Genomic DNA, 22,387 nt, shown 5'->3' with positions numbered 1-22,387 from the left:
TCCCGCCGCGTGGCGGCCTGCCTCGGCTGCGTCGCCCCGGTGAGCAGGTGGGCAGCTCCGTCGATGTGCCTGGCCGGGCACGTGGTCTGGTGCCGCTTCCGGAAGCGGCAGACCCGCGTCTCGACACCGGACGATAGACCGCATTCCACCGGCAAGCCTCACCGGGGACCACACTCCGTCACCACGTTGATCGGACACTCCCGCCCCGGCCTGCTGCCGACGGGCGCGGTCATCGAATGCCAGAAACGGATTTCGCGCCGTTCTGAACATTCCTGAGATTGTTCGGCGGCAGACAAACGAAGGCGTCGGTGGATGGACCGTGGCATCCATCCACCGACAATAAACGTTACGGTTCCGATGGCCCATCGTCTTGACCGGAGGAAAGATCGTCATCGATTTTGGTGTCGAGTCGGGCGTGGGTTGCGGTCCGTAGCTGCGTGACGAGGTGACGTGCGGTGGGCGCCCCGGCGTGGAGGCGCTTGCGGAGGGTTTCGGCTGAGATCGGCCGGTGATGTTGCTTCCAGTGCAGGGTGTCTTCGGCGCGGGCCCGGTGTATGAGGTCTTGGTCCGATGCGCGCTCATGGTGGCTGGAAGGCCGTGGCTCGACCGATTTACGTTGCCCCGGAGGCTGTGATTGTGATGCTGACTGGACAGGTAGATCAATGATGGGTGCTGTCTGCGTGGCGGGTGGAAAAGGAAACGTATCGACCGGAAATGTTTCTGTCGTCTGCATTGCTTGAATGAGCCGCGGTCCGACTTCCGCCCATCCTATGAGCAGGAGTGGGCCGACTGCGTCGAAGGCGGCCTTGCCGTAGTGGCCGGTGATCAGCGGCTCGGAGACGTTCAGCGCGAGAGTGACGATGCTGGCAAAGATGAGGAGGCGCCGCGCGGAGCGCTGTAGGTCGGCGGGTCCGCCGTGAAGGGCGAGGTGACGGATGCCGATGAGGAGCCCGACGACGGAGAGGTCGACGGCGGGTGCGACGAGGGGAGCGACCCAGAGGGAGACGCCGAGCCGAAGCCCGAGCGCGAGGATGCTGCCGAAGCTGAACAGGAACGTCAACCCGACGACGGTCACGATCACCGCAGCGACGATCTTCGCAGCGGCGGGGATGATCCTGCACCCTGGGATGAGGCCGGCGTTGAAGCCGCGGCTGCTGCCGCTTCGGCGTTCATCGGGTACCCCACGCAGCCGTCGTGGGTTGCCAGGTGCCGGCGGACCTCTTGGGCGGGGCTGCTGCCACACCGGTTGCCACACAGCGGTGCAGCGAAGGCTCGGCCGCGTTGCTGGTCCTCTCGGGGCCGAGCGATGTGTGGCAGTGCGTGTGGCAACGCGGGCCGGCAGAGGGGTACTCCAACAGCCAAAAGAGGACGTCAGGGTACGTGTGCGGACGTTCCTGGACGGTATGGACCGGCCTGAAAAGCGGAAGGTCGGCGGTTCGACCCGGCCTCTGCCCACTTTCCCCTGTCCTACCTGCGGGTTCGCGCCGTCGATGACCTGGGCTGCCGGATGCACAGTGCGCGGACAGAATTAAACTTTTTCTGCCTGTAGCGTGTACTGATCGAGGATCTGTGGACTGGCTTCCCCGGGCTTTGATCGGACTCGGCAGACCTTTCTGAAGTATCCGGAGCATAACTTCCGGTGCACTTTTCTGAGGCCCCCGTATCCCTTGTGGTCGAGGTCCGGTCTGCCGTGGGTCTGGCCGGTGCGGCCGTGCCGCGGGTCGCGGCTGAGGGCATCGGCCTGAGTCACGTGCTGGTGCGGTTGATTCCCGCGATGAGCCGACGGTTGGCGTTGCGCCGCTGGCCCCGCCTGCCCGGGGCCGGCGGCCGGCGGCTATTGCAGCAGGCGGTTGACCGCGGCGAGGACGGCGTGGACCGATGCGGTGAGCACGGATGTGTCCYGGCCGGCGCCCCAGCAGTCTGTGCCCTCGTGACTGATCTGGACGTAGGCCGTCGCGGGGCTGGTGCCACCGAGGCCCATTGCATGTTCGCTGTATTGGAGGATCTCCACCTCGATGCCGATCGCCACGAGCGTCGCTGTCAGGGCGGCCAGCGGGCCGTTGCCGATCCCCCGTGCCTCCAGGTCTCGGCCCGCGATGGACAGCCCGGCGATGAACTCGTGCTCGCCCACGGCCGTTTCGGTGGTCTGCCAGGTGGAAAGGGTGATCGGGCCGTCGTGCGTCGGCGCCAGGTAGCGGGCCCTGAACATCTCCCACAGCTCCTTGGGTGTGAGTTCCCGGCCGTCGCGGTCCGCGGCGACCTGCGCGGCTCGGGAGAAGTCGGACTGCAGGCCTTTCGGTAGGGCGAGCCCGTAGTGCAGGTTCAGCAGGTGCGCGATGCCGCCCTTTCCTGACTGGCTGTTAAATCGAATCAACGCTTCGTAGCTGCGCCCGACGTCTGCAGGATCAATCGGCAGATACGGTACGGCCCATGGTGCCTGGCCCACCTGCAATTCCTGTTCGGCCGCGTGCGTCGCGTGGTGCGCGAGCCCTTTGCTGATCGCGTCCTGGTGGGTGCCGGAGAAGGCGGTGTAAGCCAGCTCGCCTCCGTAGGGGTGCCGAGGATGGACCGGCATCCGGTTGCAATGCTCGACCGTGTCGCGGACGACGTCGATGTCCGAAAAATCGATCATCGGGTTGACGCCCTGGGAATAGAGGTTAAGCGCGAGGGTGACCAGGTCGACGTTGCCGGTGCGCTCGCCGTTGCCGAACAGGCAACCTTCGACTCGCTGTGCGCCGGCGAGTAGCGCCAGCTCCGCGCATGCCACCCCGGTGCCGCGGTCGTTGTGCGGGTGGACGGAGAGGATCACGRCCTCCCGCCGGTCCAGACTGCGGTGCATGTACTCGATCTGGTCGGCGTACACGTTCGGGGTGGCGATCTCGACCGTCGCCGGCAGGTTGTGGATCACTGGCCGTTGCGGACAGGCGTCCCACAGAGCGGTGAGGCCGTTGCAGATTTCCAACGCGAAGTCGGGCTCGGTCGCGTTGAAGACCTCGGGGGAGAACTGGAAGCGGACGTCGGGGAAGCGCGGGGAGTCGGCGAGCCGGGCCATGTGCCCCGCGGTGTCGCTTACCAGTGCGAGCAGGTCCGCGCGGTCGCGGCCGAGGACGACCTGCCGCCAGACCGGGGCCGTGGCGACGTAGAGGTGCACGACAGCCCGAGCGATCCCATCGGCCCTCGGCATCCCCTCGATCGACTCGAAGGTCCGTTCGATGAGATCACGCCGTGCCGGGGTGAACACCACCACCGTCACGTCCGGTGGGACGGCGTCGTCCTCGACCAGGTGCCGGACGAAGTCGAAGTCGGTCTGGCTCGCCGACGGGTAGCCGATCTCGATCTCCTTGAAACCCATCGCTACAAGCAGATCGAACATGGTTCGCTTGCGTGGCGTGTCCATGGGCTCGCGCAGGGCCTGATTGCCGTCCCGCAGGTCCACAGATACCCACAGGGGCGCGGACTCGATCCGCCGGGTCGGCCAGCCTCGACTGGACGGATCGACCCCTGCCAGCTCGACCCGTTCGTGGATGGGCTGGTACCGCTGGTGTGGCATGGAGCTGGGGCGTTGCGGATTCCAGCCGGGGGCCTGTGTCGGYAACGGCCCGCGGGGGCGGATCACGCTGGGGAAGCCGACCACGGCGGTCGGATTCGTACGGACGGGCGAATCGTGGACGGGCGCTGCAGCGGGGTGAGTCGCCGTTGGGTGAGGCATGGCCAGGTGATCGGTCATGAGGTGATGACCTTCCAAGGCTCGGTCGTGCATGGTCAACCGGCGACATGGCTCCCTCGCCGCGGCGGGGTGCCGGTCGTGTCAGGCCCCGTCGCGGCAGAGAAGAAGCAGCCGCATGCTCAGCGTCACCGGCGTACCATACTCACATCTCCGCTTGTCAGACAACCTGAGAGGTCAGGATGCCGCTCGACGCCTTGCGTTCGACGTCTCTCATCGACCAGGCGATCCAGCGCCTGCGCGAACAGATCATCAGCGGCGAGTGGCCGGTCGGCACCCGCTTGCCGGGGGAGGCCACACTCGCGGCGACTCTCGGGGTGGGCCGCTCCACTGTGCGCGAGGCGCTGCGCGCGCTGGCAGGCGCGGGGCTGGTGCGATCCCGGCAGGGGGCTGGCGTGTTCGTCATCGCCACGCAGCCGGCGCAGGACTGGCAGGACATGCTGCGCCGCGCCGAGGTCAGTGACGTCTACGAGGTCCGGATGCTCGTGGAGGTGCAGGCAGCACGGCTGGCCGCGCAGYGGCGGACCGACGCGGACGTCGCCGCCCTACGTGGAGCGCTGGAAGGCAGGCGCAACGCGGCGGTGGGAGGAGACGACCGGGCCTTCGTCGACGCTGACATCGCCCTGCACACGGCTGTCGTCGCCGCGGCACACAACCCGGTGCTCGACGGGCTGTTCGCCGAGTTCCTGCCCACGCTGAGTCGAGGGCTCACGGAGCTGGTCGACCTGCTCGGACTGCGCGCCACCGAGGTCAACCACGGCGACGCCGCACACGCCGCCCTCGTCGACGCCGTAGCCGCCGGGGACGGCGAAAGGGCCAGCGACGTCCTGCGCGCGGAACTGGATCAGACCCTGGTCCTGCTTCGAGCACCGACGATCTGAGGGAAGAGCGGCGGCCACTTGTGACGTTGTGGGGAAGGTCCGTCGTCGCCCCGGAAATCTGGCAGCCGCGAAGACACCCACGCTACCCGGTTGGCCCTCCTGGTAGCGTGGGTGTCGAGGAAAATCCGCCTGTCGCGGTTACGCTCGACGAGATGGTGGGAAAATGCGGGTSAGCATAACGTTTAGGCGTTTTGACCTGAGAAGCGGGAGGTCGGCGGTTCGACCCCGCCCATGCCCACCGCCTCTGACCAGGTTTTTTCTCTCCGTTGAGCACCTTAAACCTGACTATCCGCCGTGATATTTCGGGCCGTTGCTACAGTGCACGCTCAGCGGGGTGCGGACTTGCGGTAGCGGAGCCCGGGCACGCCTCTGACCTGGGCTGATGACCAGTATCGTGGCAGGCGACCGCCCGCTGCGGCGGCGGGCGGTCAGGTTGCATCGGTATTAGACCGCGCGGATGCTGTCGGCCGACCACCCGCTTGGAGTTACACGTAGAGCCCCGGAGTGACGGGACGACCATGTGCGGCGCTCTGCTCTGCGTCTACATGTCAGTGAGCGGCGCCTGCGCGGTCCGCATGATCCGGATGTCAGTACCTCCGCTGCGGACGGGATTCACCGCCTCGGAGGTGAAGGCCTCTGATACCCGCGGCAGCGGGTCGGAGTCGATGCCGAGTTCGTAGTGTCCGCGGCGGATGTTGCGAACGAGGGTTATCTGCGCCGCAGTAGGGCCATGCAGAGCGTCAGACCTGGACCGAACGCCATCGCGATTGCTGTGCCGCCGATGTCGAGTCCGTCGCGCAGTTGTTCGACGACGAGCAGCACGGTCGCCGACGAACAGTTACCTCGGGAGCTGAGGATCTGGCGGGTCGCCGCGGTCTGCGCCCTGTCCAGACCCAGTCGCTCCTCCACGACGTCGACGATGCGTGGCCCGCCGGGGTGCACGGCCCATCCCTGGATGTCGGCCCGCTTGAGTTCGAAGGGGTCGAGCAGTGCCGCGGTCGCCTCTTCGACGTGGTTCGCCAGGACGACGGGGACCTTGGCAGACAGCCCCATCCGGAACCCATGGTCGGTGACGTGCCAGGTCATCAGTTCTTCGCTGGCTGGAGCGGTCACGGCCGTGGTGTCGATTACGTCGAGACCATGCTCGGCGTCGGGCTGGAGCACGATCGCCGCGGCGGCGTCGCCGAACAGGGCGTGCGCGACCACCTGTTCCAGGTCTCGTTCAGGAGTGTCCGGCTGGATGTGCAGGGAGGTGAGTTCCACGCAGAGTACGAGGGCGGGTTGCCGGCGGGCCCGGACGAAGTCAGCGGCGGTTCCCATCCCCGGGATCGCCGCGTAGCAGCCCATGTGCCCGATCAGCAGCCGCCGTACCTGCGCTGACATACCGAGCTCACGGGCGAGCTGGATGTCCAGACCCGGTGTGCTGTAACCGGTGCACGACACGACGACGAACAGCCCGACGTCGGCGGCGTTCAGTCCGGCGTCCGTCAGGGCGGCTCTGGCGGCCTGTAGTCCAAGGGGGTGCGCATCCTCGACGTATCGCAGCATCCGGGTGGCTGTCGACCAGCCGCTGATGTCCTCGCGTCGCGGATCCACCACCCCGTGCCGGGTCCGGACTCCGCAGCCCATGAAGATCCGGCGAGCCATCCGGTCGCCTCGGTACCGTCGGTCGAAGACCTCGTCCCACAGGCTCTGCTGGTCGAAAACCCCAGGAAACGCTGTCCCGATCCCGGTGATCACGGCTGTCGTGCCCGGCTCTGCCCCGGCGCTCCTCGCGGGATCCCTGCTCGTGTCGGGAGTCTGTGCCCCCCTCACCACCGGGCCACGTCTGCGTCCGCGTCCGGGTCGCCTCCCAGCGCCGCGAGGCCCAACCAGTCCGCGCACACGTCCGTGGTCGCGGGTTGGAGAGATCCGCACCGAGCGTCCCGGTACAGCCGTTCCAGTGGGTGGCCGCGGCGGGTGACCGTGGTCCCGCACGCCTCGATGACGGAGGCCGCCACATCCTGCGCGGTCTGCCCAGCGAGCAGTTTCGCTCGCCATACCCACCGGTTCGTCGCCGCTGATCCGGGATCGGCCTCCACCCGCCGGGCGCACTCGTCGATCACGACGTCGAGCGCTGCGAGGGCGACGTCCGCGTGACCGAAACGGGCCCGAACGGCGGGAAGGCCGACCAGGCCCTTCGGTATCCCCGCCGCCGTCTGGCCTCGCGCGTGTTCGATTCCCGCGTTGAAGGTGGCTCGGCCGACCCCGGCGTAGACGGCGGCGTAGGAGGCCACCAACCACTGCGGCATGATCTGCGCGATCAGCAGGCTCAGCCCCTCCAGCCCGCCGACCAGCGCGTCCGCCGGAACCCACACGTCCAGGCGCAGGTCGTGGCTGCCGGTACCCCGCATGCCGAGGGTGTCCCAGTTGGGCTCGACGGTCACCCCGTTCCCGGCTGGAACAAGAAAGTGGCTGACTCTCGTCGCTGAGCCCGCCGCAGCCGCCAGGTGGTCTTCGTCCGGCTGTTCGCCTTCGGAATGATCTTCGGCTGCGCGCGCGGCGACGAAGTAGACGTCCGCGTGCGACGCACCCGAGCAGAAGGACTTGAGGCCGGTGATCCGGTAGCCGTCGCCCTCACGGCGGTAGGAGGTCCGCAGCGCGGACAGGCGCGAGCCGGCGCCCCGTTCGCTCATGGCAACGGCGATGAACGAGCCGCCGGCGGCCTGAGTCAACATCCGGTCGCGCGCGGAGAAATAGGACTCCGGCGCCCCCATCGCGCGGGCGAGCTCGTCCGGAGTCCCGACCAGCGCGCCCAGGACCGAGGTATGCATGTTCAGGGCCAGGGCGGTCGAGCCGCTGGCTTCGGCGAGTACCCGCGCGGCATTGGCCCACTGCGCGAAACCGCCGCCGTGACCACCGAACCGCCGGGGTACGAGCAGCCCCAACAGACCCGCCTGGCGCAGATCGTCGAGATCGGCCGCGGGCAGCTCCCCGCAACGATCTGCGTAGCCGGCGCGCCCGGCGATCGCTGCGACGACGCTGTGGGCGAGTTCCGCCCCGTCGGCGCGCGGTGCCCGCGATTGCGCTGGTACCGCGTCGTGTCCGCCCGGTCTCCGCACGCTCAGCTCCCGCACGCCCGGCTCCGGGAGGTCCGGCTCCGGGAGGTCCGGACCGGCTGACGGGCCCGGACCCTGAGCATCAGCGGACCGTTCAACGCTCATCGAAGTTCCCTTCTTGTCCCGACGGCCTGGTAGACACCCGCGGTGGAGTCGGTCGGCACCATTCGCACCGAGTCGGCCTGACGGACGAGCCAACGGACGTAGTCAGGAAGCGAGGGGCGAAGGCCACCAACGACAGTCATCTCGATGCCGCACCGATCCAGCGCCGCGCCCAACCGGTCGGGCGACACCAGCAGGCGCGGATCGTGTATTCGAGGCGGCGGGCCACCTGGCAGGCGCTCGGCGAGGCGCWCCAGACCGATCCGGCAGAACAGCGTGTCCRCGAGCGTGTCGATCACCAACGTTCCGCCCGGAGCGAGGACCCGCCCGATCGCCGTGCAGGCCGCGTCGAGATCCTCGAGATGCTCGAACATCTCGCCAGCGACGACGCAGGAGAACTTGTCGTCGGGGAATGGCAGGCGCGTCACGTCGGCTTGGACTGCCTTGACGCCGTGGTCACTGGCCTGGCGGAGTGCCAGCGAGGATAGATCGACACCGATGTGCCGCCATCCCGCGAGCTTGCCAGTCAGCACCCGCGCGAGCAGGCCGCCACCGCAGGCAAGGTCGAGCAGCGGGGCGCCGGTGTGAGGTGGGGCCGGGATGAGGCGGGCGCGCGCCTCGGCGAGCCAGTGCAACGCCGCGAACCGTCCGTGAGTGGGCCACCACTGGTCGGCGAGGTCGTCGTACTGCGCGGGATCGTTGCGGCGCCGGCGCGGCAACCGCCGTCGTCCGTTCGGGCTCGTCGCCGCGGGCCTTTGATCGCACAATTCCGGAACGGTTCGATATGGGTGAAACATCGATTCCGGCCGGTGCGTCGACCTGTTCACGTGGCTCCCCGAAGGAATAGTGGCAGAATCTAATGAGGTATTCCTGAGATGATGCGGATCTGTAGGGTCGGCCTGTTTCAATGAAATCGGTACAATAATCACATGTCGGAAACTTTCTCGTCCGGCCGTGGACCTTTCGTCGATCATCTGTCATCAGGTCAGGTCAGGTACGTGCCGGCGGCGACAACGAGCGCAACGTCGAGCGCGGCGACTGCCATCGCGATCCGGAAGGCATGGCGGTCGCCGAGCCGGAGACCCAGCACCGTCAGCGCCGTCACGGCGACGAGGACGGCGACGCGCCACGGGCTGAGGTCCGCCGGTCCCAGCACGGCGACAGCGGAACCCGTTGCGAGCAGGAGGGCAGCGGACCGCCGCGACCCGGCCGCCCCGAGGTGCTGCGGCAGGCCACGCACCCCGGTCCGGGCGTCGGTGGCGAGGTCGGGAAGGGCGTTCGCGAAGTGCGCGCCCGAGCCGAGCAGAGCGCCCGCCAGCGGCAGCCACCAGGGCGGTGCTGGATGATCAGGAAGCCCCAGTGCGACGAACGCCGGCAGCAGAGCGAACGAGAGAGCGTACGGGAGGACGGACAGTCTGGTCCCCTTGAGTCCCAGGTTGTAGACCCATGCACTAGCGACTGCGCAGAGATGGGTCCAGCCCGCCGGGCCACCCGAGGCGAAGGAGAGCGGAACGCACGCGACCAGCGCGACCATGCAGGCGAGGGTGACCGGCCCCGGCGCTACTCCGCCGGCGGCGATCGGCTTCTCCGTTCGGCCGCCCGCCGCGTCGCGCTCCTGATCGATGACGTCGTTACTCCAGCCAATCGACAACTGCCCCGTGAAGACCGCGGCCGCCACGGCGGCGATACCCGAGGCGGAGCGCCCGCTGGAGATCGCCAGTGCGGTGGCGAAGAGTGTCACCGCCGCGGTCGGCTCCGGATGACAGGCCCGCACCAGCGCAGCGAACCGCCCCGTGTCCGCAGGCGTCGCAGTGGTGGGCACCCGTTTCACTCCGCATCGTGCGGGCGGAAGACCCATACCGCCCGATTCGACCGGCGCGGCGACATCGATGGCCAGCGGACTACTGGCGGCCGATCTTCGCGACTGGTACACCACGGGTACGCCTCTGCGTTCATCGAAAAAATCTTGTCGACCCCCTTTGGTGTGGAACGTCCACATCGGTATCGAGCGGCGCGGACTCCTGGATGACGACCCAGAGCATCGCGGATCACGGCGAACAGCCTTTGTCGCAAGCCTTTCCTGGACCGCGGTCCGGTCCGGCAAGTGTGGCAGCAGAACCTGCCTGTGTTGTGCGTGTCGAGGCTGAGGGAACACGGCGGACCACGCCTACCGGCGCTGTTGCGTTGCGGGAAGGTAGTGCATGCCAGGGGCACCGGAGTGCGCTGGTTCAGATGGCCGCGGCGAGCTCGGTGAACGCGGTGGCCAGCCGAAGGCGGGGGTCTACATCGACGGCGAGTTCGTAGTGGCCGCGGCGGATGTTCTGGACCAGAGCGTGCCCTGAGCCGATTGCCTGGACGGACTGTAGCGTTTCATCCCGCGCATCGGCCGGAGCCGGGCTTTCAACCGGCCGTGATCGGCCTCGATTCGGTTGTTCTCCCGGACGGCGTCGATGTGGCAGGTCTCGGGGAGCAGCCCGTAGAGGAGCCGCAGGTAGACGGGTGCCTTGTCGGTGGTGACCTCGACCGGCCAGCACCCATGGGACAGCGCCTGGGCGGAGAATCGGCGGGCGGCTGCCTGGTCGCGGCGGGCGCTGGCGAGGACGTCGATGATCTGGCCGTGCTGGTCGACAGCCCGGTACAGGTAGGTCCACCGGCCGGCGAGCTTCACGTACGTTTCGTCGACGCACCACCTGTCCCCGGGCCGGTGCCGGCATGGTCGGACCGCCTCGGCGAGCAGGGGAGTGAAGCGATGCACCAACCGGTAGACGGTCACATGATCAACATCGATGTCGCGTTCGGCCAGAAGTTCCTTGACGTCCCGGTACGACAGCGCGAACCGCAGGTACCACCGCACCGCCAGCACGGTCACCTCAGGAGGGAACCGGAACCCGGCGAACTCCGACGTCGGAACCGGTGGACGGACACGACGTCGGCGCATAAATCGATCATGACTGATCGGTTGCCGAGACGGTGGACTTCGCCAACGCAACTGTGAGTTCATGGTGCGTGCCCTGGATGGCGGCCTGACCCGCAGCGCAACTGGCGTGATGCCTTCGCGCTGACCTGTCGGCCGCTGTCGCAAGCTGTCCCGGTTTCGTTCACAGGTAGGGCTTTGAACGGTTAAGCGAACTCATCGTTGACGTTGCCTCCGCCGAGTACCTGCTCGCGATGAAGTTGTTCGCAGCCCGCGTCGAAGCCGACGCCGAGGACATCGCGTTCCTTTATCGCAAGCTCGGCTACGCCACCGTCAGCGAAGGCCTCGACCTCGTCCAGTCCGTCTACCGCGGGCACCCGATCGATGCAAAGGTCCAGTTCCTCCTCGAAGAGATCGTCGATTCGCTCCACGACGACAGCGACGGCACAGCCCACGGCGGAGGCTCCGCCTGAGCTCGGCCAAGCGTGGGACGCCCGGTACCGCCGGGTCGTGTGCCCGGGGCCGTGCCCGCCACCCCGGCCCTACGGGCCATCCGGCAGTCGTAGTCGATGCGTCGGTCGTGGACGTACCCTGGTCTGTCCGAAGCCGCCGCTGCGGACGGCCCGGCAACTCGGACCTGCCCGCCGGCGGGGCAGCGGACCGTCTGCCACCGTAGGATTGAAGACAATCCGCCTGTCGCGGTTACGCTCGTCGAGGTCGTGGGAAAAAGCAGGTCAGCACAGCATTTAGGCGTTTTGACCTGAAAAGCGGAAGGTCGGCGGTTCGACCCCACCCCTGTCCATCACCTCTGACCGGTCCTTTTACCTCTCCGTTGAGATCAATTTGGCCGTGATCTCTCGGCCCGTCACTCTGGCACTGTCCATACGCGCGCTCGCCGTCCTGGCCTGCCTGAGCATCGCTCTCGACCTGGACCGCTTCCGACGGGTAACTCGATCTCTCAATTTCCTGGACGAAGCCGTCGCTGCGCTCGCGCACGCCGGTGAATCCGGGACCAGCTGGTCTTATTAGGGAGCCAGGTGCCAGCGGCGGCGCAGAGCGAAGGCGGCGGCCTTGGGTCGGYGGTCGCGAGTGAAGACGCCCTTCTTGTTGCCGTCGACCCGCATGATGCCGGGCTTGGTGGCGAAGTCGGCAAAGTTCCACACGTGCTCACCGACGACGGCGTCGATCCGATCGAAGACACGGTGGTTCATCTCCAGGTACTCGACCTGGTATTCCTCGCTCCACGGTGCCGCGGGCATGGTGTGCAGCCCGGAGACGGTGTCGGCGCCRTATTCGGTGACGATGATGGGCTTGCCGTGGGCTGCCCACGCCTCGAGCTCCGCCTGCCAGTTGGTCTCAGCGCCGGCCAGGTCGCCGGTGTTGAGGTACCAGCCCCAGTAGCGGTTGAGCATGATGACGTCGGACAAGGGCCTGAGCAGGTCCTTGTCCGGTGTCGCGAGCAGCATGTTCACATAGCCGACCGGCCGGGTGGGGTCGAGTTTGCGAGTCAGGGCGAACAATGGCTCGAAGTATTCCACCGAGGCCTGTGTGGTTGACTCCGGCTCGTTCGCGACGCACCACAGGACGACGCTGGGATGGTTCTTGTCCCGTGCCACGAGCTCGCGGATCGCCTGGGCGTGGACCTCGCGGCTGGCATCGTTGATGGTCTCGGGCGAGAAGGTTGGGAATGAGCGTCCGCTGCCCACGATGCCGCCGGCGATGGAGGCGTTCTGGCCGACGGCGGCGGCCTCGTCGATGACGACGAAACCGTGCCGGTCGGCGTAGTCCAGAACCTCCTCGGCGTAGGGGTAGTGCGAGGTGCGGAAGGAGTTCGCACCGGTCCATTCCATAAGCGCGAAGTCGTGGACCATGAAGACGTCGTCGTGGCCCTTGCCGCGGACGGGCAGGTCCTCGTGCCGGCCGAACCCGGTGAAGTAGAACGGCTCACCGTTGATCAGGAACGACGTTCCCCGGACTTCCACGGTGCGGATGCCGACGGGGAGCGCATAGGAGTCGATCACCTCGGTGCTGTCGACGATCTCCAGCAGCAGGTTGTACAGGTAACCTTCGCCGGGCCGCCACGCGTGTACGTCGGCCACTGTGAGGACGCCGGCTGTCCCGGCGGCCCTGGCCACCTCGGTTCCCTCGGCGTCTGTCAGGACGGCCCGGACGGTCAGCCCGTCGCCGTCGCCGTCGCCGTCGGCCACGTCGACCCGGTAGTCGACGGTGCCGGCGGTTCCCGCGAGGCCGGTCACGACGGTGACGTCGCTGATGTGCGCCCGTGGGGTGCTGTACAGCCAGACGGGCCGGTGGAGGCCGGCGTAGTTGAAGAAGTCGTGGAAGTAGATCTGCTGTCTGCCCGCGGGGGTGTCCTGGATGACGCCGGGCGGAACCGACTGCCAGGTCAGCTCGTTGCCGACCACCACGGTCACCYGGATCTCCTGACCCGGCTGCGCCAGTTCGGTGATGTCGGCCTCGAAAGGGGTGTAACCACCCTCGTGCCGGGCGACCTCGACGTCGTCGACCCAGACGACGGCACGGTGGGTGGCCGCGTCGAACCGCAGCACCACGCGTTGCCCCGCCCAGYCACGGGGCACCCGCACCGTCGTTTGATACCAGGCGTCCCCGACGTGGTCGTGCGTCGCGGTGTCGGCGAACACATCGTTGTAGCTGGCGGGTACCGGGACCTCCCGTGCTTCGGTCAGCCGCCCGCGCCACCAGCCGTCCTCGTGGCCGCGGGTCTGCGGGTCGAGGCGGAACAGCCAGAGTCCCTCGACTCGGCGGCGCTCACGGGTGGCACTGTCCTGGGGACGCAGCATCGGTGTCCTTCCGGAAAGAGACGCGGGAGCGCTGCGAGTGCGGGGTCGGCATCGAGGCTGACACGACCAGCCTCGGCCGGATCCCGGTCACGGCATCTGCGCAGTAGGTCATACGTCCGTGGGCCCCCGCAATGGGTTGCCGTCAGTTGCCCTTGCGGTCCGGGAGGTGCGTGGTCTCAGGCCGGCTGCTGGGAAGCGCTTGCCCGGGACGCCGGTGGATGCCTACCGTTGCCGCCCGGAGCCTGGCCGCAGGCCACGGGAGGCCTCCCGTGCCGGGGGCGCTGCGGATACTTGGCCGAGGAGCAGAGCGATGACCGAGCGGGACGTACCGCCGAAGCCACACACGGTGACGATCTACGACGTGGCCCGGCGGGCCGGTGTCGCTCCCTCCACTGTCTCACGGACGTTCTCCCGGCCGGGCCGGGTCAACGCCGTGACGGCCGCGCGCGTACGGCGGGTCGCCGCCGAGGTCGGCTACCGTGCGAATCCGGTGGCCCGGGCGTTGTCCACCGCCCGTACGAACATGATCGCCGTGGTCATCCTGGACATCGCCAACCCGTTCTATGCCGAGATCGTGCGGGGAGCGCAGGCGGCGGCCGCCGCGGCGGGCTACACGGTCGTCCTGGCCGACGCACAGGAGTCCGACTGGCTCGAGCGCTCCACGCTGGAACGTGCCGTGACCGCGGTCGACGGAATCGTCCTCGCCAGCTCTCGGATGTCCGACCTGGCCATTCGGATGATCTCCAAACAGAAGCCGGTGGTGGTGCTGAACCGAGGGGTTGTCGACGTCCCCTGCGTGGTGACGGACAACGCACGCGGAGCGCGCCTCGCGCTGGAGCACCTGAGCGGGCTCGGGCACGAGCACGTCACCTACATCGCCGGCCCGGAGGCGTCCTGGGCGGATGGGATGCGGTGGTCGTCATTACGGGAGTCGGCCGCGAAGCTGTCCGTGCGCCTCCGCCGGCTCGGTCCGTTCGCTCCCGACGTCCGAGGCGGCGTCCAGGCTGCCGAGCAGTTCGTCGCGCAGCCGACATCCGCGGTGGTCGCCTACAACGACCAACTGGCCATCGGCCTCGTCCGTAGCCTGATCACGCGGGGGATTGGAGTGCCGCGCAATGTGAGCGTGGTGGGCTTCGACAACATCGCCGCCGCCGACCTGGTCACTCCTGGGCTGACAACTGTCGCCGCCCCCCTGTACGCCCAGGGGATCACGGCGACCAGGCACGTTCTGACGATGATCGAGGGCGGCCGTGATCGGACCGGCCAGCCGGCGGTGCTGCCGGTGCGGCTGGTGGTACGCGGCTCGACCGCCGCGCCTCACCGGAGCCTCGACCCGCCTCGTCCTGGACGAGGCGTGACCACGTCATCGCCCTAGCGAAGCCGGAAGAGGATCTCGCCCGCGTCGGGGACGACGAATGTCCCGGGGTCCGCCAGACAGGCGGCGACGTCCACCTTGGCCGGCTCCAGGTAGTCGAGGTTCACCGCGCGGACCACGTCCTCGGGAATGCCGGTAGCCAGGGTGACCCGCACCCGGCATCGTTCGCCGACGCGCTCGTCGTAGGTACCCGCGCCCCGCAGATGGGTGGAATGAGCGAGCACGCTGCGAGGCACATGCCGGTAGCGGTCCCACTGCCTCACGAAGAAGTCGCGGCAGTGGTAGCCGATCTCCAGGATCTCCGGGTGGGTACCGGCGACCTGCGTGATGTGCGGGGCGTAGAGGATGACCTCGCCGCCGTCGGCGACCACGGGTTCGAGCTTGTAGAAGCCCTTGGCCGCGGTCCAGATGTCCTCGTACTTCTCGGGCATGACGGACAGCACCCGCCTGACCGGGGTGTCCAGGTACCGGACGTGGGTCTCGGCGGAGACCTCCGCGGCCGCCGCCCACGCAGCCCTCGGCTCGCCGAACGCCGCCGCGTGCAGCGCGCCGCTGCCGGACCGCGCCACGACGCACAGCGCCAGAGTGGTCGTCGGGATCAGCGCCACGGCCTCGTCGATGAGCGCCCGGACCGGTGTCGTGCCCGGCCTGCCGATGATGTCGGCGCTGGTGATCAGGGCGCCCAGCCAGTGCGAGAGGTCGATCATCTCCGGGCCGGCGACCCCGGGGAAGAAGTACTTGTTGCCGCCGGAGAAGCCCACGACCTCGTGCGGGAACACCGGGCCGACCACGAGGGCGACATCGTGCTCCACGACGGCACGGTTGAGCCGGACCGCCACGCTCTCAAGCAGCCGGCCCTCGGAGAGCTCGRCCACCCGCCGGGCGGGGATCGTGCCGAGCGAGACGAACGTCCGGGGATCCCACCACTCGTGGTTGCGGATCTCCATGCCCGGATAGCGGGCGGCCGGGTCTCCGGCGGGGTGGCCGAGGTGCCTGGCGAGCTGGGCCTGGCTCATCGCGGCGTGGGTGCCGAGGGCGACGAGTGTGGTGAGCCGGCTCGCCCGGCCGGCCAGCGCCGCGTGCACGGCTGAGAGCAGGAGCGGCAATGGGCAGCTGCGGGTTCCGTCCGGGACGATGACACAGACACTTCGGCCGTCGAGGTCGTGCCCGGCGAGCTGCTCGTGGACGAACGCGGTGACGCGGTCCTCGGTGAGCAGCGCGGCGGGACCGCCGATGACCGCCGCCTGGCCCGCCGCGTCGGTAGGGGGACCGGCGACGTGACCGGACTCGGGATCCGCGCCGGGGACAGTGGTCCTGGCCATGCCTCGTACCGTGCGCCCGGCCCCGGCTCTGGGCAAGGGCCTGGAGGCAAGAGATGGCAACACCGGACCGGCGCACACCGGAGGCAACAGACGGCAATCGATTGCCGCCCACGTCGGCGCGCACCAACGATGGCCRCTATGTCCGCCTCCGCAGCCCTCGCTCGGCACCCCGACCGACTGCTGCCGGCCGAGCCGGGTGTCCGTGCCATAGCCCGGCGGCTGTACGACTCCGTCCGCGACCTGCCGATCGTGTCGCCGCACGGTCACGTCGCGGCCCGCCTGCTGGCCGACGACGAGCCGTTCCCGGACCCCGCCGCCCTGCTGGTCACACCCGATCACTACGTCACGCGTCTGCTGCACGCCAGTGGCGTGACGCTGGGCGCTCTCGGTGTCGGGCGTGGCCCCCTGCCGGAGGAGGTGGCCCGAACGGTCTGGCGCCGCGTCTGCGCGCACTGGCAGGTCTTCCGGGGCACGCCGGTGCGGTACTGGCTTGAGATGGAGCTCGGAGAGATCTTCGGCGTTGAGGAACGGCCGTCGGCTGGGAACGCGGATGCGATCTACGACCAGATCGCCGCGTGCCTGGCCAGGGACACGCACCGACCGCGCGCCCTGTTCGACCGGTTCGGCATCGAGGTGCTCGCCACGACCGACGACCCGTGCGACGACCTGGCCGCACACGCGCGGCTCACCGCCGACCCGACCTTCACGGGCCGGGTCCTGCCCGCGTTCCGCCCCGACCGCTACCTCGAAGCGGCGCGACCCGGCTGGGCGGCAGCCGTGGCCCACCTCGGCGAGGTGGCCGACACGGACACCGGCGGTTACGGCGGCTGGGTACGGGCCATGGAGCGGCGGCGAGCCCACTTCGTCGAGCACGGGGCGACATCGGCCGACCACAGCCACGATGACGTCGGCACCGAGCCGCTGGCGCAGGCCGAGGCCGAACGGGTTTACCGGGCCGCGCTGACCGGCGACGCCACGCCGGCGGAGTGCGCGGCCCTGCGCCGGCACATGCTGCTGGAAATGGCGCGCATGTCGTGCGACGACGGGCTGGTCATGATGCTGCACCCGGCGGTGCGCCGCGGCCACCACGGGCCGACCCTCGCCACCCACGGCCCGGACACCGGTCACGACATCCCGATCCGGGTCGAGTTCACCGACGCGCTGCGGCCACTCCTGGAACGGTTCGGTACCCACCCGAACCTGCGCCTGGTCCTCTTCACCCTCGACGAGACGACGTACTCCCGGGAGCTGGCCCCGCTGGCCGGCTTCTACCCGTCGGTCTACCTCGGCGCCCCCTGGTGGTTCCTGGACGCCCCCGACGCCGTCCTGCGGTTTCGCGCCGCGGTCACCGAGACCGCGGGCTTCACCCGGACCGCGGGGTTCATCGACGATGCCCGCGGCTTCTGCTCGATACCGGCCCGCCACGACATGTCCCGGCGCCTCGACAGCGGCTTTCTGGGCCGACTCGTGGCCGAGCACCGGCTCGACGAGGACGAGGCACGTGAGATCGCGGCTGATCTGGTGACCAGACAGCCACGCGAGGTGTTCAACCTGTGAAGGCGGCTGGGCGGCTGCGCAGACAGGGTCCGGCCGCGCCGGTCCGGCTCGTGCACCTCGGGCTCGGCAGCTTCTTCCGCGCGCACCAGGCCTGGTACACCGACCGGGCGAGCGACACGGCCGGCTGGGGCATCGCCGCGTTCACCGGCCGACGCCCAGGCGTCGCCGCGGCGCTCGCGGCCCAGGACGGCCTCTACACCCTGGTCACCCGCGGTGCTGACGTCGACGACGTCGCCGTCGTCCGTTCGGTCTCGCGGGCCCACCCCAGCACCGACCACGACGCCTGGCTCGGCCACCTCGGCTCGCCGGATGTACGGGTCGTCACGCTGACGATCACCGAGGCCGGCTACCTGCGCGGCGCGGGCGGCGGACTCGACGCCACCAACCCGCGTCTCACCGCCGACATCGCGGCGCTGCGCGCCGACCCCCGAGCCCCGGTCGTCTCGGCGCCCGCCCGGCTCGTGGCCGGCCTGCTGGCGCGGCGGTCCCAGGACGCCGGGCCGCTGACCCTCGTGCCCTGTGACAACCTGCCACGTGCCGGTTCCGTACTGGCCGCCGTGCTGTGGGAACTGGCGGCCACCGTCAACCCCGACCTGCCCGACTGGATGGACGGACGGATCGACGTGGCGGAGACGGTGGTCGACCGGATCACCCCCCGGCCGACCGACGCCGACCGGCGCGCGGTGCTCGCTGCCACCGGGATCGACGACCATGCGCCCGTGGCCACAGAGCCGTTCACCGAGTGGGTGCTGGCCGGGGACTTCCCCGGCGGGCGGCCTGCCTGGGAAAGCGCCGGAGCGGTGTTCACCGACGACGTCACCCCGTTCGAGAACCGCAAGCTCTGGCTGCTCAACGGAGCCCACTCACTGCTGGCCTACGCGGCGCCGCCCCGGAGACACACCACTGTCGCCGAAGCCGTGGCCGACCCGGTCTGCCGTGAGTGGCTGGGGGAGTGGTGGGACACCTGCGAGCGTCACCTGGCGCTGCCGGCGCCGGCCGTGGCGGCCTACCGGGAGGCGCTCCTCGATCGGTTCGCCAACCCGCGGATCCGCCACGAGCTGGCGCAGATCGCCACCGACGGCTCCCAGAAGCTGCCCGCCCGGATCCTGCCGGTGCTACGACGCGAACGCGAGCACGCCCGGCTGCCCGCCGCCGCCGTCACCGCGCTCGGCGCCTGGCTGGCACACCTGCGGGGATCCGGCCCGCCGGTGACGGACGTCCGCGCCGCCCAGCTCGTGGCGCTGGCGGCCGGCAGCCTCGGCGACGCGGTGCCGAGGCTGCTCGCGACGCTTGACCCGGCCCTTCCGGATGACACCGAGCTGGTTGGCGCTGTCCGAGCCCAGGCACGCTCGATGCTCGCCGGCCGCATGTCACCGGCGTCGTGAACGCGCTGGTGAGGTGTCCACGCTAGGCGACATGCTCGGCGAAGCGCCGGGCCACCAGGTCCACCGTCTCGTCGCCTGGCCTCGCCCACAGGCCGAGGTTGAAGATCTCCACCTCGATGTCGCCGGTGTATCCGGTGGCGTCGACCAGGGAGCGGATGCGCCGGAAGTCGATGTGGCCGTCACCCGGCATGCCGCGGGCGTGCAGGGTGTCCGCCGGGAGCGGGGTGATCCAGTCGGCCAGCTGGAAGCAGGCGATCCGACCGGCCGCGCGCTGCAGCGCCGCGTCGAGGTCCGGGTCCCACCACACGTGGAAGGTGTCCACGGCTACGCCGACCACGTCCGGGTCGAACTGCTCGGCCAGGTCGAGCGCCTGGGCCAGGGTGGACAGCACGCCGCGGTCCGCGCAGTAGACCGGGTGCATCGGCTCCAGCGCCAGCCGGACCCGACGCTCGCGGGCGTAGGGGGCCAGCTCCTGCAGGGCGTCGGCCACCCGCCGGCGGGCCGACGGCAGATCCGTGGAACCCGCGGGCAGGCCGCCGACCACGAGCACCAGGCAGGCCGCTTCCAGCAGGGCCGCGTCGTCGATCGCCCGTCGGTTGTCGTCGATCGCCGCAGTGCGGGCCAGGCCTTCCGGCATCGTGAAGAAGCCACCGCGGCACACCGACGAGACCCGCAGCCCGGCGTCCCGCACCAGCTTCGCGCCCCGCGCGGTGCCGACGGCGGCCAGCGGTTCGCGCCAGATCCCGATCGACTCGATACCGGCGCGCGCGCAGCCCTCCACGGCCTCGGCCAGCGACCAGCGGTTGACCGTCTTCTGATTGAGCGAGAGCCGGATCATCGGTCGATTCCGTGGGTGGCGAGCAGGACGCGAACGCGGTGCGCGGCGAGGTCCGGGTAGGGCAGGAGACCGGCGCGGTCCGCCAGGACGAACGCCTCGACGAGATGCGGCAGGCCGCGCGCACTCTGCAGGCCGCCGACCATGGTGAATCCCGGCTGGTGACCACAGATCCAGGAGAGGAACGCGATGCCGGTCTTGTAGTAGTACGTCGGCGGCGCGAACAGGTGGTGCGCCAGCGGCACGGTGGGCGCCAGGGCCTCGTCATACCCGGTCTCGTCGCCCCGGTCGAGCGCCTGCAGCGCGTGCGAGGCCGCGGGGGCGATCGCGGCGAAGATGCCGAGCAGGGCGTCGCTGTGCCGGGCTCCGTCGCCTCTGATGAGGTCGGGGTAGTGGAAGTCGTCGCCGGTGTAGAGGCGAACCCCGTCGGGCAGCTCGGCGCGCAGCCGCTTCTCGTGGTCGGCATCGAGCAGCGAGACCTTCACCCCGTCGACGCGCGTCGCATGGTCACGGACCAGGTCGAGGAAGGTGGCGCTGGCACTGCCCCGGTCCGGTGAGCCCCAGTAGCCGGCGAGCGCCGGGTCGAACATCGGGCCGAGCCAGTGCAGAATCACCCGCGTCTCGACCTGCGCGAGCAGTCGGTCGTAGACGTGGCGGTAGTCAGCCGGCGAGGTCGACAGGCGGGCCAGCTGCCGACTGGCCATCATGATCGGCTGGGCGCCGGCTGACTGGACGAACTCCAGCTGTTCGGCGTACGCGCCGTACACCTCGTCGAGCGAGGACGCCTCAGGGACATGGTCGGTGCCGACGCCGGCGGCGAGCCGGCCCGTGGCGTTCGCGGCGCTGCGGCTGATCAGCTCCCGGGTCGCCGGCCAGTCCAGGCCCATGCCGCGCTGCGCGGTGTCCATCGCCTCCGCGACACCGAGGCCGCAGGACCACAGGTACGCGCGGAACGCCAGCGTGGCGTCCCAGTCCACGGCGGCGGGAGCGCCGGGGGCGTTGTCCCGGAGGGGGTCGGCGACGACATGGGCGGCGGCGAAGGCGACACGCGACCGGATCGGCCCCTCGGGCCGCTCCCACCGGGCGGGCTCGCGCAGCGTGTGCCGGTACAGCGATCCGTCGGCGGCTGGCAGGAGCACGCTCGTCATGCCGACAGCTCCCCGAGAACGACCCGCCGCCCGGTCGACGAGGACTCCAGACCGGCCTCGGCCAGCCGGATGCCGCGGGCACCGGCGAGGAAGTCATAGGGGTGGGGCTCGTCCGCAACGACGTGGCGGACGAACTGTTCCCACTGTGCCTTGAAACCGTTGTCGAAGACGTTGTTGTCGGGTACCTCCTGCCACTGCGCGCGGAAGGCCTGGGCCTCCGGCACGTCCGGGTTCCAGACCGGGCGGGGGGTGGYCACGCGCGGCTGGATCGCGCACCGGTGCAGCCCGGCGACGGCGCTGCCGTGGGTGCCGTCGACCTGGAACTCGACGAGCTCGTCGCGGTGTACCCGGACGCACCAGGATGAGTTGATCGTGGCGATGACCCCGCCGGTCAGCTCGAAGATGCCGTACGCGGCGTCGTCAGCGGTCGCCTGGTAGGCGGCCCCGTGCTCGTCGACCCGTTCAGGCAGGTGTGTCACCGCTCTGGCAGTGACGGCCTCGACCGCTCCGAAAAGGTTCTCCAGCACGTAGTTCCAGTGGCAGAACATGTCGACGGTGATGCCGCCACCGTCCTCGGCGCGGTAGTTCCAGCTGGGCCGTTGGGCGGGCTGCCAGTCGCCTTCGAACACCCAGTAGCCGAACTCGCCGCGCACGGACAGGACGCGGCCGAAGAAGCCACTGTCCACGAGTCTGCGCAGCTTGCGCAGGCCGGGCAGGTAGAGCTTGTCGTGGACGACGCCGTTGCGCACGCCGGCGTCCTGCGCGCGCCGGGCGAGGGCCAGCGCGCCCTTCACGGTCGGGGCCAGCGGCTTCTCGGTGTAGACATGCTTGCCGGCGTCGACGGCCTTCGCGATCGACGCCTCGCGCACGGAGGTCAGCTGCGCGTCGAAGTAGACCGGGTAGCTCTGGTCGGCGAGCGCGGCGTCGAGGTCGGTCGTCCAGCGGGGGAGCCCGTGCCGTTCGGCGATCGCGGCGAGCCTGGCACCGTCGCGTCCGACCAGGATCGGGTCCAGCTGCACCCGGCCGCCGCCCGGCAGCTCGACGCCACCCTGGTCGCGGATCGCCAGGACCGACCGCAGCAGGTGCTGCCGGTAGCCCATCCTGCCGGTCACACCGTTCATCACGACACCCATACGCTGTGTGGACATCCACCCCTCCAGGGAAAGCGCTTTCCAAAAAGTAGACGTTCGCGGGCGAGGAGGCAATGTGTTCCGAGGCGTCCAGGGT

The 22,387-nt window shown here is 69.5% G+C and carries 16 protein-coding genes and 1 pseudogene; 5 read left to right on the top strand and 12 right to left on the bottom strand.

Annotated elements, in window-relative coordinates; genetic code table 11:
* Window positions 1-346 precede the first annotated feature (346 nt).
* Together CC117_RS13900 and CC117_RS13895 are read right to left on the bottom strand one after the other, a co-directional pair.
* Window positions 347-1,129, bottom strand: coding sequence for a hypothetical protein (locus CC117_RS13900; RefSeq protein ID WP_071084349.1), 783 nt, complete (start codon window positions 1,127-1,129; stop codon window positions 347-349).
* 705 nt (window positions 1,130-1,834) lie between these two features.
* Window positions 1,835-3,550: a 2-isopropylmalate synthase gene (locus CC117_RS13895; protein WP_071084223.1), complete on the bottom strand. Its 1,716-nt coding sequence runs from the start codon at window positions 3,548-3,550 to the stop codon at window positions 1,835-1,837.
* 356 nt (window positions 3,551-3,906) lie between these two features.
* On the opposite strand from CC117_RS13895, the gene CC117_RS13890 reads away from it, so the two are divergent.
* Complete coding sequence (locus tag CC117_RS13890; protein WP_071084222.1) at window positions 3,907-4,605, top strand: FadR/GntR family transcriptional regulator; 699 nt, start codon at window positions 3,907-3,909, stop codon at window positions 4,603-4,605.
* A 708-nt stretch (window positions 4,606-5,313) separates the two neighbouring features.
* Here the strand turns inward: CC117_RS13890 and CC117_RS13885 are convergent.
* The 5 genes and pseudogenes from CC117_RS13885 to CC117_RS13865 all read right to left on the bottom strand — a co-directional run bounded on the left by CC117_RS13885 (window position 5,314) and on the right by CC117_RS13865 (window position 10,743).
* Window positions 5,314-6,345 carry a type III polyketide synthase gene (locus CC117_RS13885; RefSeq protein WP_071084221.1) on the bottom strand — a complete coding sequence of 344 codons (1,032 nt, stop codon included), beginning with the start codon at window positions 6,343-6,345 and terminating at the stop codon, window positions 5,314-5,316.
* 71 nt (window positions 6,346-6,416) lie between these two features.
* On the bottom strand, window positions 6,417-7,721 hold the full coding sequence (locus CC117_RS13880) for an acyl-CoA dehydrogenase family protein (protein WP_407673521.1): 1,305 nt from the start codon (window positions 7,719-7,721) through the stop codon (window positions 6,417-6,419).
* An 83-nt stretch (window positions 7,722-7,804) separates the two neighbouring features.
* A complete protein-coding gene (locus CC117_RS13875; protein ID WP_241830089.1) occupies window positions 7,805-8,779 on the bottom strand; it encodes a class I SAM-dependent methyltransferase in 975 nt (324 codons plus the stop codon).
* 11 nt (window positions 8,780-8,790) lie between these two features.
* Window positions 8,791-9,663 carry a UbiA family prenyltransferase gene (locus CC117_RS13870; RefSeq protein ID WP_071084345.1) on the bottom strand — a complete coding sequence of 291 codons (873 nt, stop codon included), beginning with the start codon at window positions 9,661-9,663 and terminating at the stop codon, window positions 8,791-8,793.
* A 370-nt stretch (window positions 9,664-10,033) separates the two neighbouring features.
* Window positions 10,034-10,743 (bottom strand): annotated as a pseudogene (locus CC117_RS13865) (IS6 family transposase).
* A gap of 230 nt (window positions 10,744-10,973) precedes the next feature.
* Between CC117_RS13865 and CC117_RS13860 the strand changes: the two are divergent.
* Window positions 10,974-11,192 (top strand): hypothetical protein, encoded by a 219-nt coding sequence (locus CC117_RS13860; protein ID WP_241830088.1) that lies wholly within the window; start codon window positions 10,974-10,976, stop codon window positions 11,190-11,192.
* A gap of 552 nt (window positions 11,193-11,744) precedes the next feature.
* Here CC117_RS13860 and uidA read toward each other — a convergent pair.
* Complete coding sequence (gene uidA / locus CC117_RS13855) at window positions 11,745-13,538, bottom strand: beta-glucuronidase (RefSeq protein WP_071084219.1); 1,794 nt, start codon at window positions 13,536-13,538, stop codon at window positions 11,745-11,747.
* 310 nt (window positions 13,539-13,848) lie between these two features.
* Between uidA and CC117_RS13850 the strand changes: the two genes are divergently transcribed.
* Window positions 13,849-14,913, top strand: coding sequence for a LacI family DNA-binding transcriptional regulator (locus tag CC117_RS13850; RefSeq protein ID WP_071084218.1), 1,065 nt, complete (start codon window positions 13,849-13,851; stop codon window positions 14,911-14,913).
* Here the strand turns inward: CC117_RS13850 and CC117_RS13845 are convergent.
* On the bottom strand, window positions 14,910-16,235 hold the full coding sequence (locus CC117_RS13845) for a lactate racemase domain-containing protein (protein ID WP_084132057.1): 1,326 nt from the start codon (window positions 16,233-16,235) through the stop codon (window positions 14,910-14,912). The two genes, CC117_RS13850 and CC117_RS13845, sit on opposite strands and share 4 nt — an antisense overlap.
* Before the next feature lie 138 nt (window positions 16,236-16,373).
* Here CC117_RS13845 and uxaC point away from each other — a divergent pair, with 138 nt between their 5' ends.
* Together uxaC and CC117_RS13835 are read left to right on the top strand one after the other, a co-directional pair.
* A complete protein-coding gene (gene uxaC, locus CC117_RS13840) occupies window positions 16,374-17,792 on the top strand; it encodes a glucuronate isomerase (RefSeq protein ID WP_241830087.1) in 1,419 nt (472 codons plus the stop codon).
* Window positions 17,789-19,177, top strand: a complete 1,389-nt coding sequence (locus CC117_RS13835) for a mannitol dehydrogenase family protein (RefSeq protein WP_071084216.1) — start codon at window positions 17,789-17,791, stop codon at window positions 19,175-19,177. Before uxaC ends, CC117_RS13835 begins: the two co-directional genes overlap by 4 nt.
* Window positions 19,178-19,199: 22 nt before the next feature.
* On the opposite strand, the gene CC117_RS13830 is transcribed toward CC117_RS13835, so the two are convergent.
* Genes CC117_RS13830 through CC117_RS13820 form a run of 3 tightly spaced genes read right to left on the bottom strand, consistent with a single transcriptional unit; the run spans window position 19,200 to window position 22,308 of the window.
* Window positions 19,200-20,015, bottom strand: a complete 816-nt coding sequence (locus CC117_RS13830; RefSeq protein ID WP_071084215.1) for a sugar phosphate isomerase/epimerase family protein — start codon at window positions 20,013-20,015, stop codon at window positions 19,200-19,202.
* Entirely contained in the window at window positions 20,012-21,160 is a 1,149-nt protein-coding gene (locus CC117_RS13825; RefSeq protein ID WP_071084214.1) for a dihydrodipicolinate synthase family protein, read from the bottom strand. Before CC117_RS13825 ends, CC117_RS13830 begins: the two co-directional genes overlap by 4 nt.
* Window positions 21,157-22,308, bottom strand: coding sequence for a Gfo/Idh/MocA family protein (locus CC117_RS13820; protein ID WP_071084213.1), 1,152 nt, complete (start codon window positions 22,306-22,308; stop codon window positions 21,157-21,159). The genes CC117_RS13825 and CC117_RS13820 overlap by 4 nt, the downstream gene beginning before the upstream one ends.
* Between the last annotated feature and the right edge of the window lie 79 nt (window positions 22,309-22,387).

The sequence above is a fragment of the Parafrankia colletiae genome (genome assembly GCF_001854655.1).
GTDB lineage: Bacteria > Actinomycetota > Actinomycetes > Frankiales > Frankiaceae > Parafrankia > Parafrankia colletiae.
This window is presented reverse-complemented; position numbering and strand designations above follow the sequence as displayed.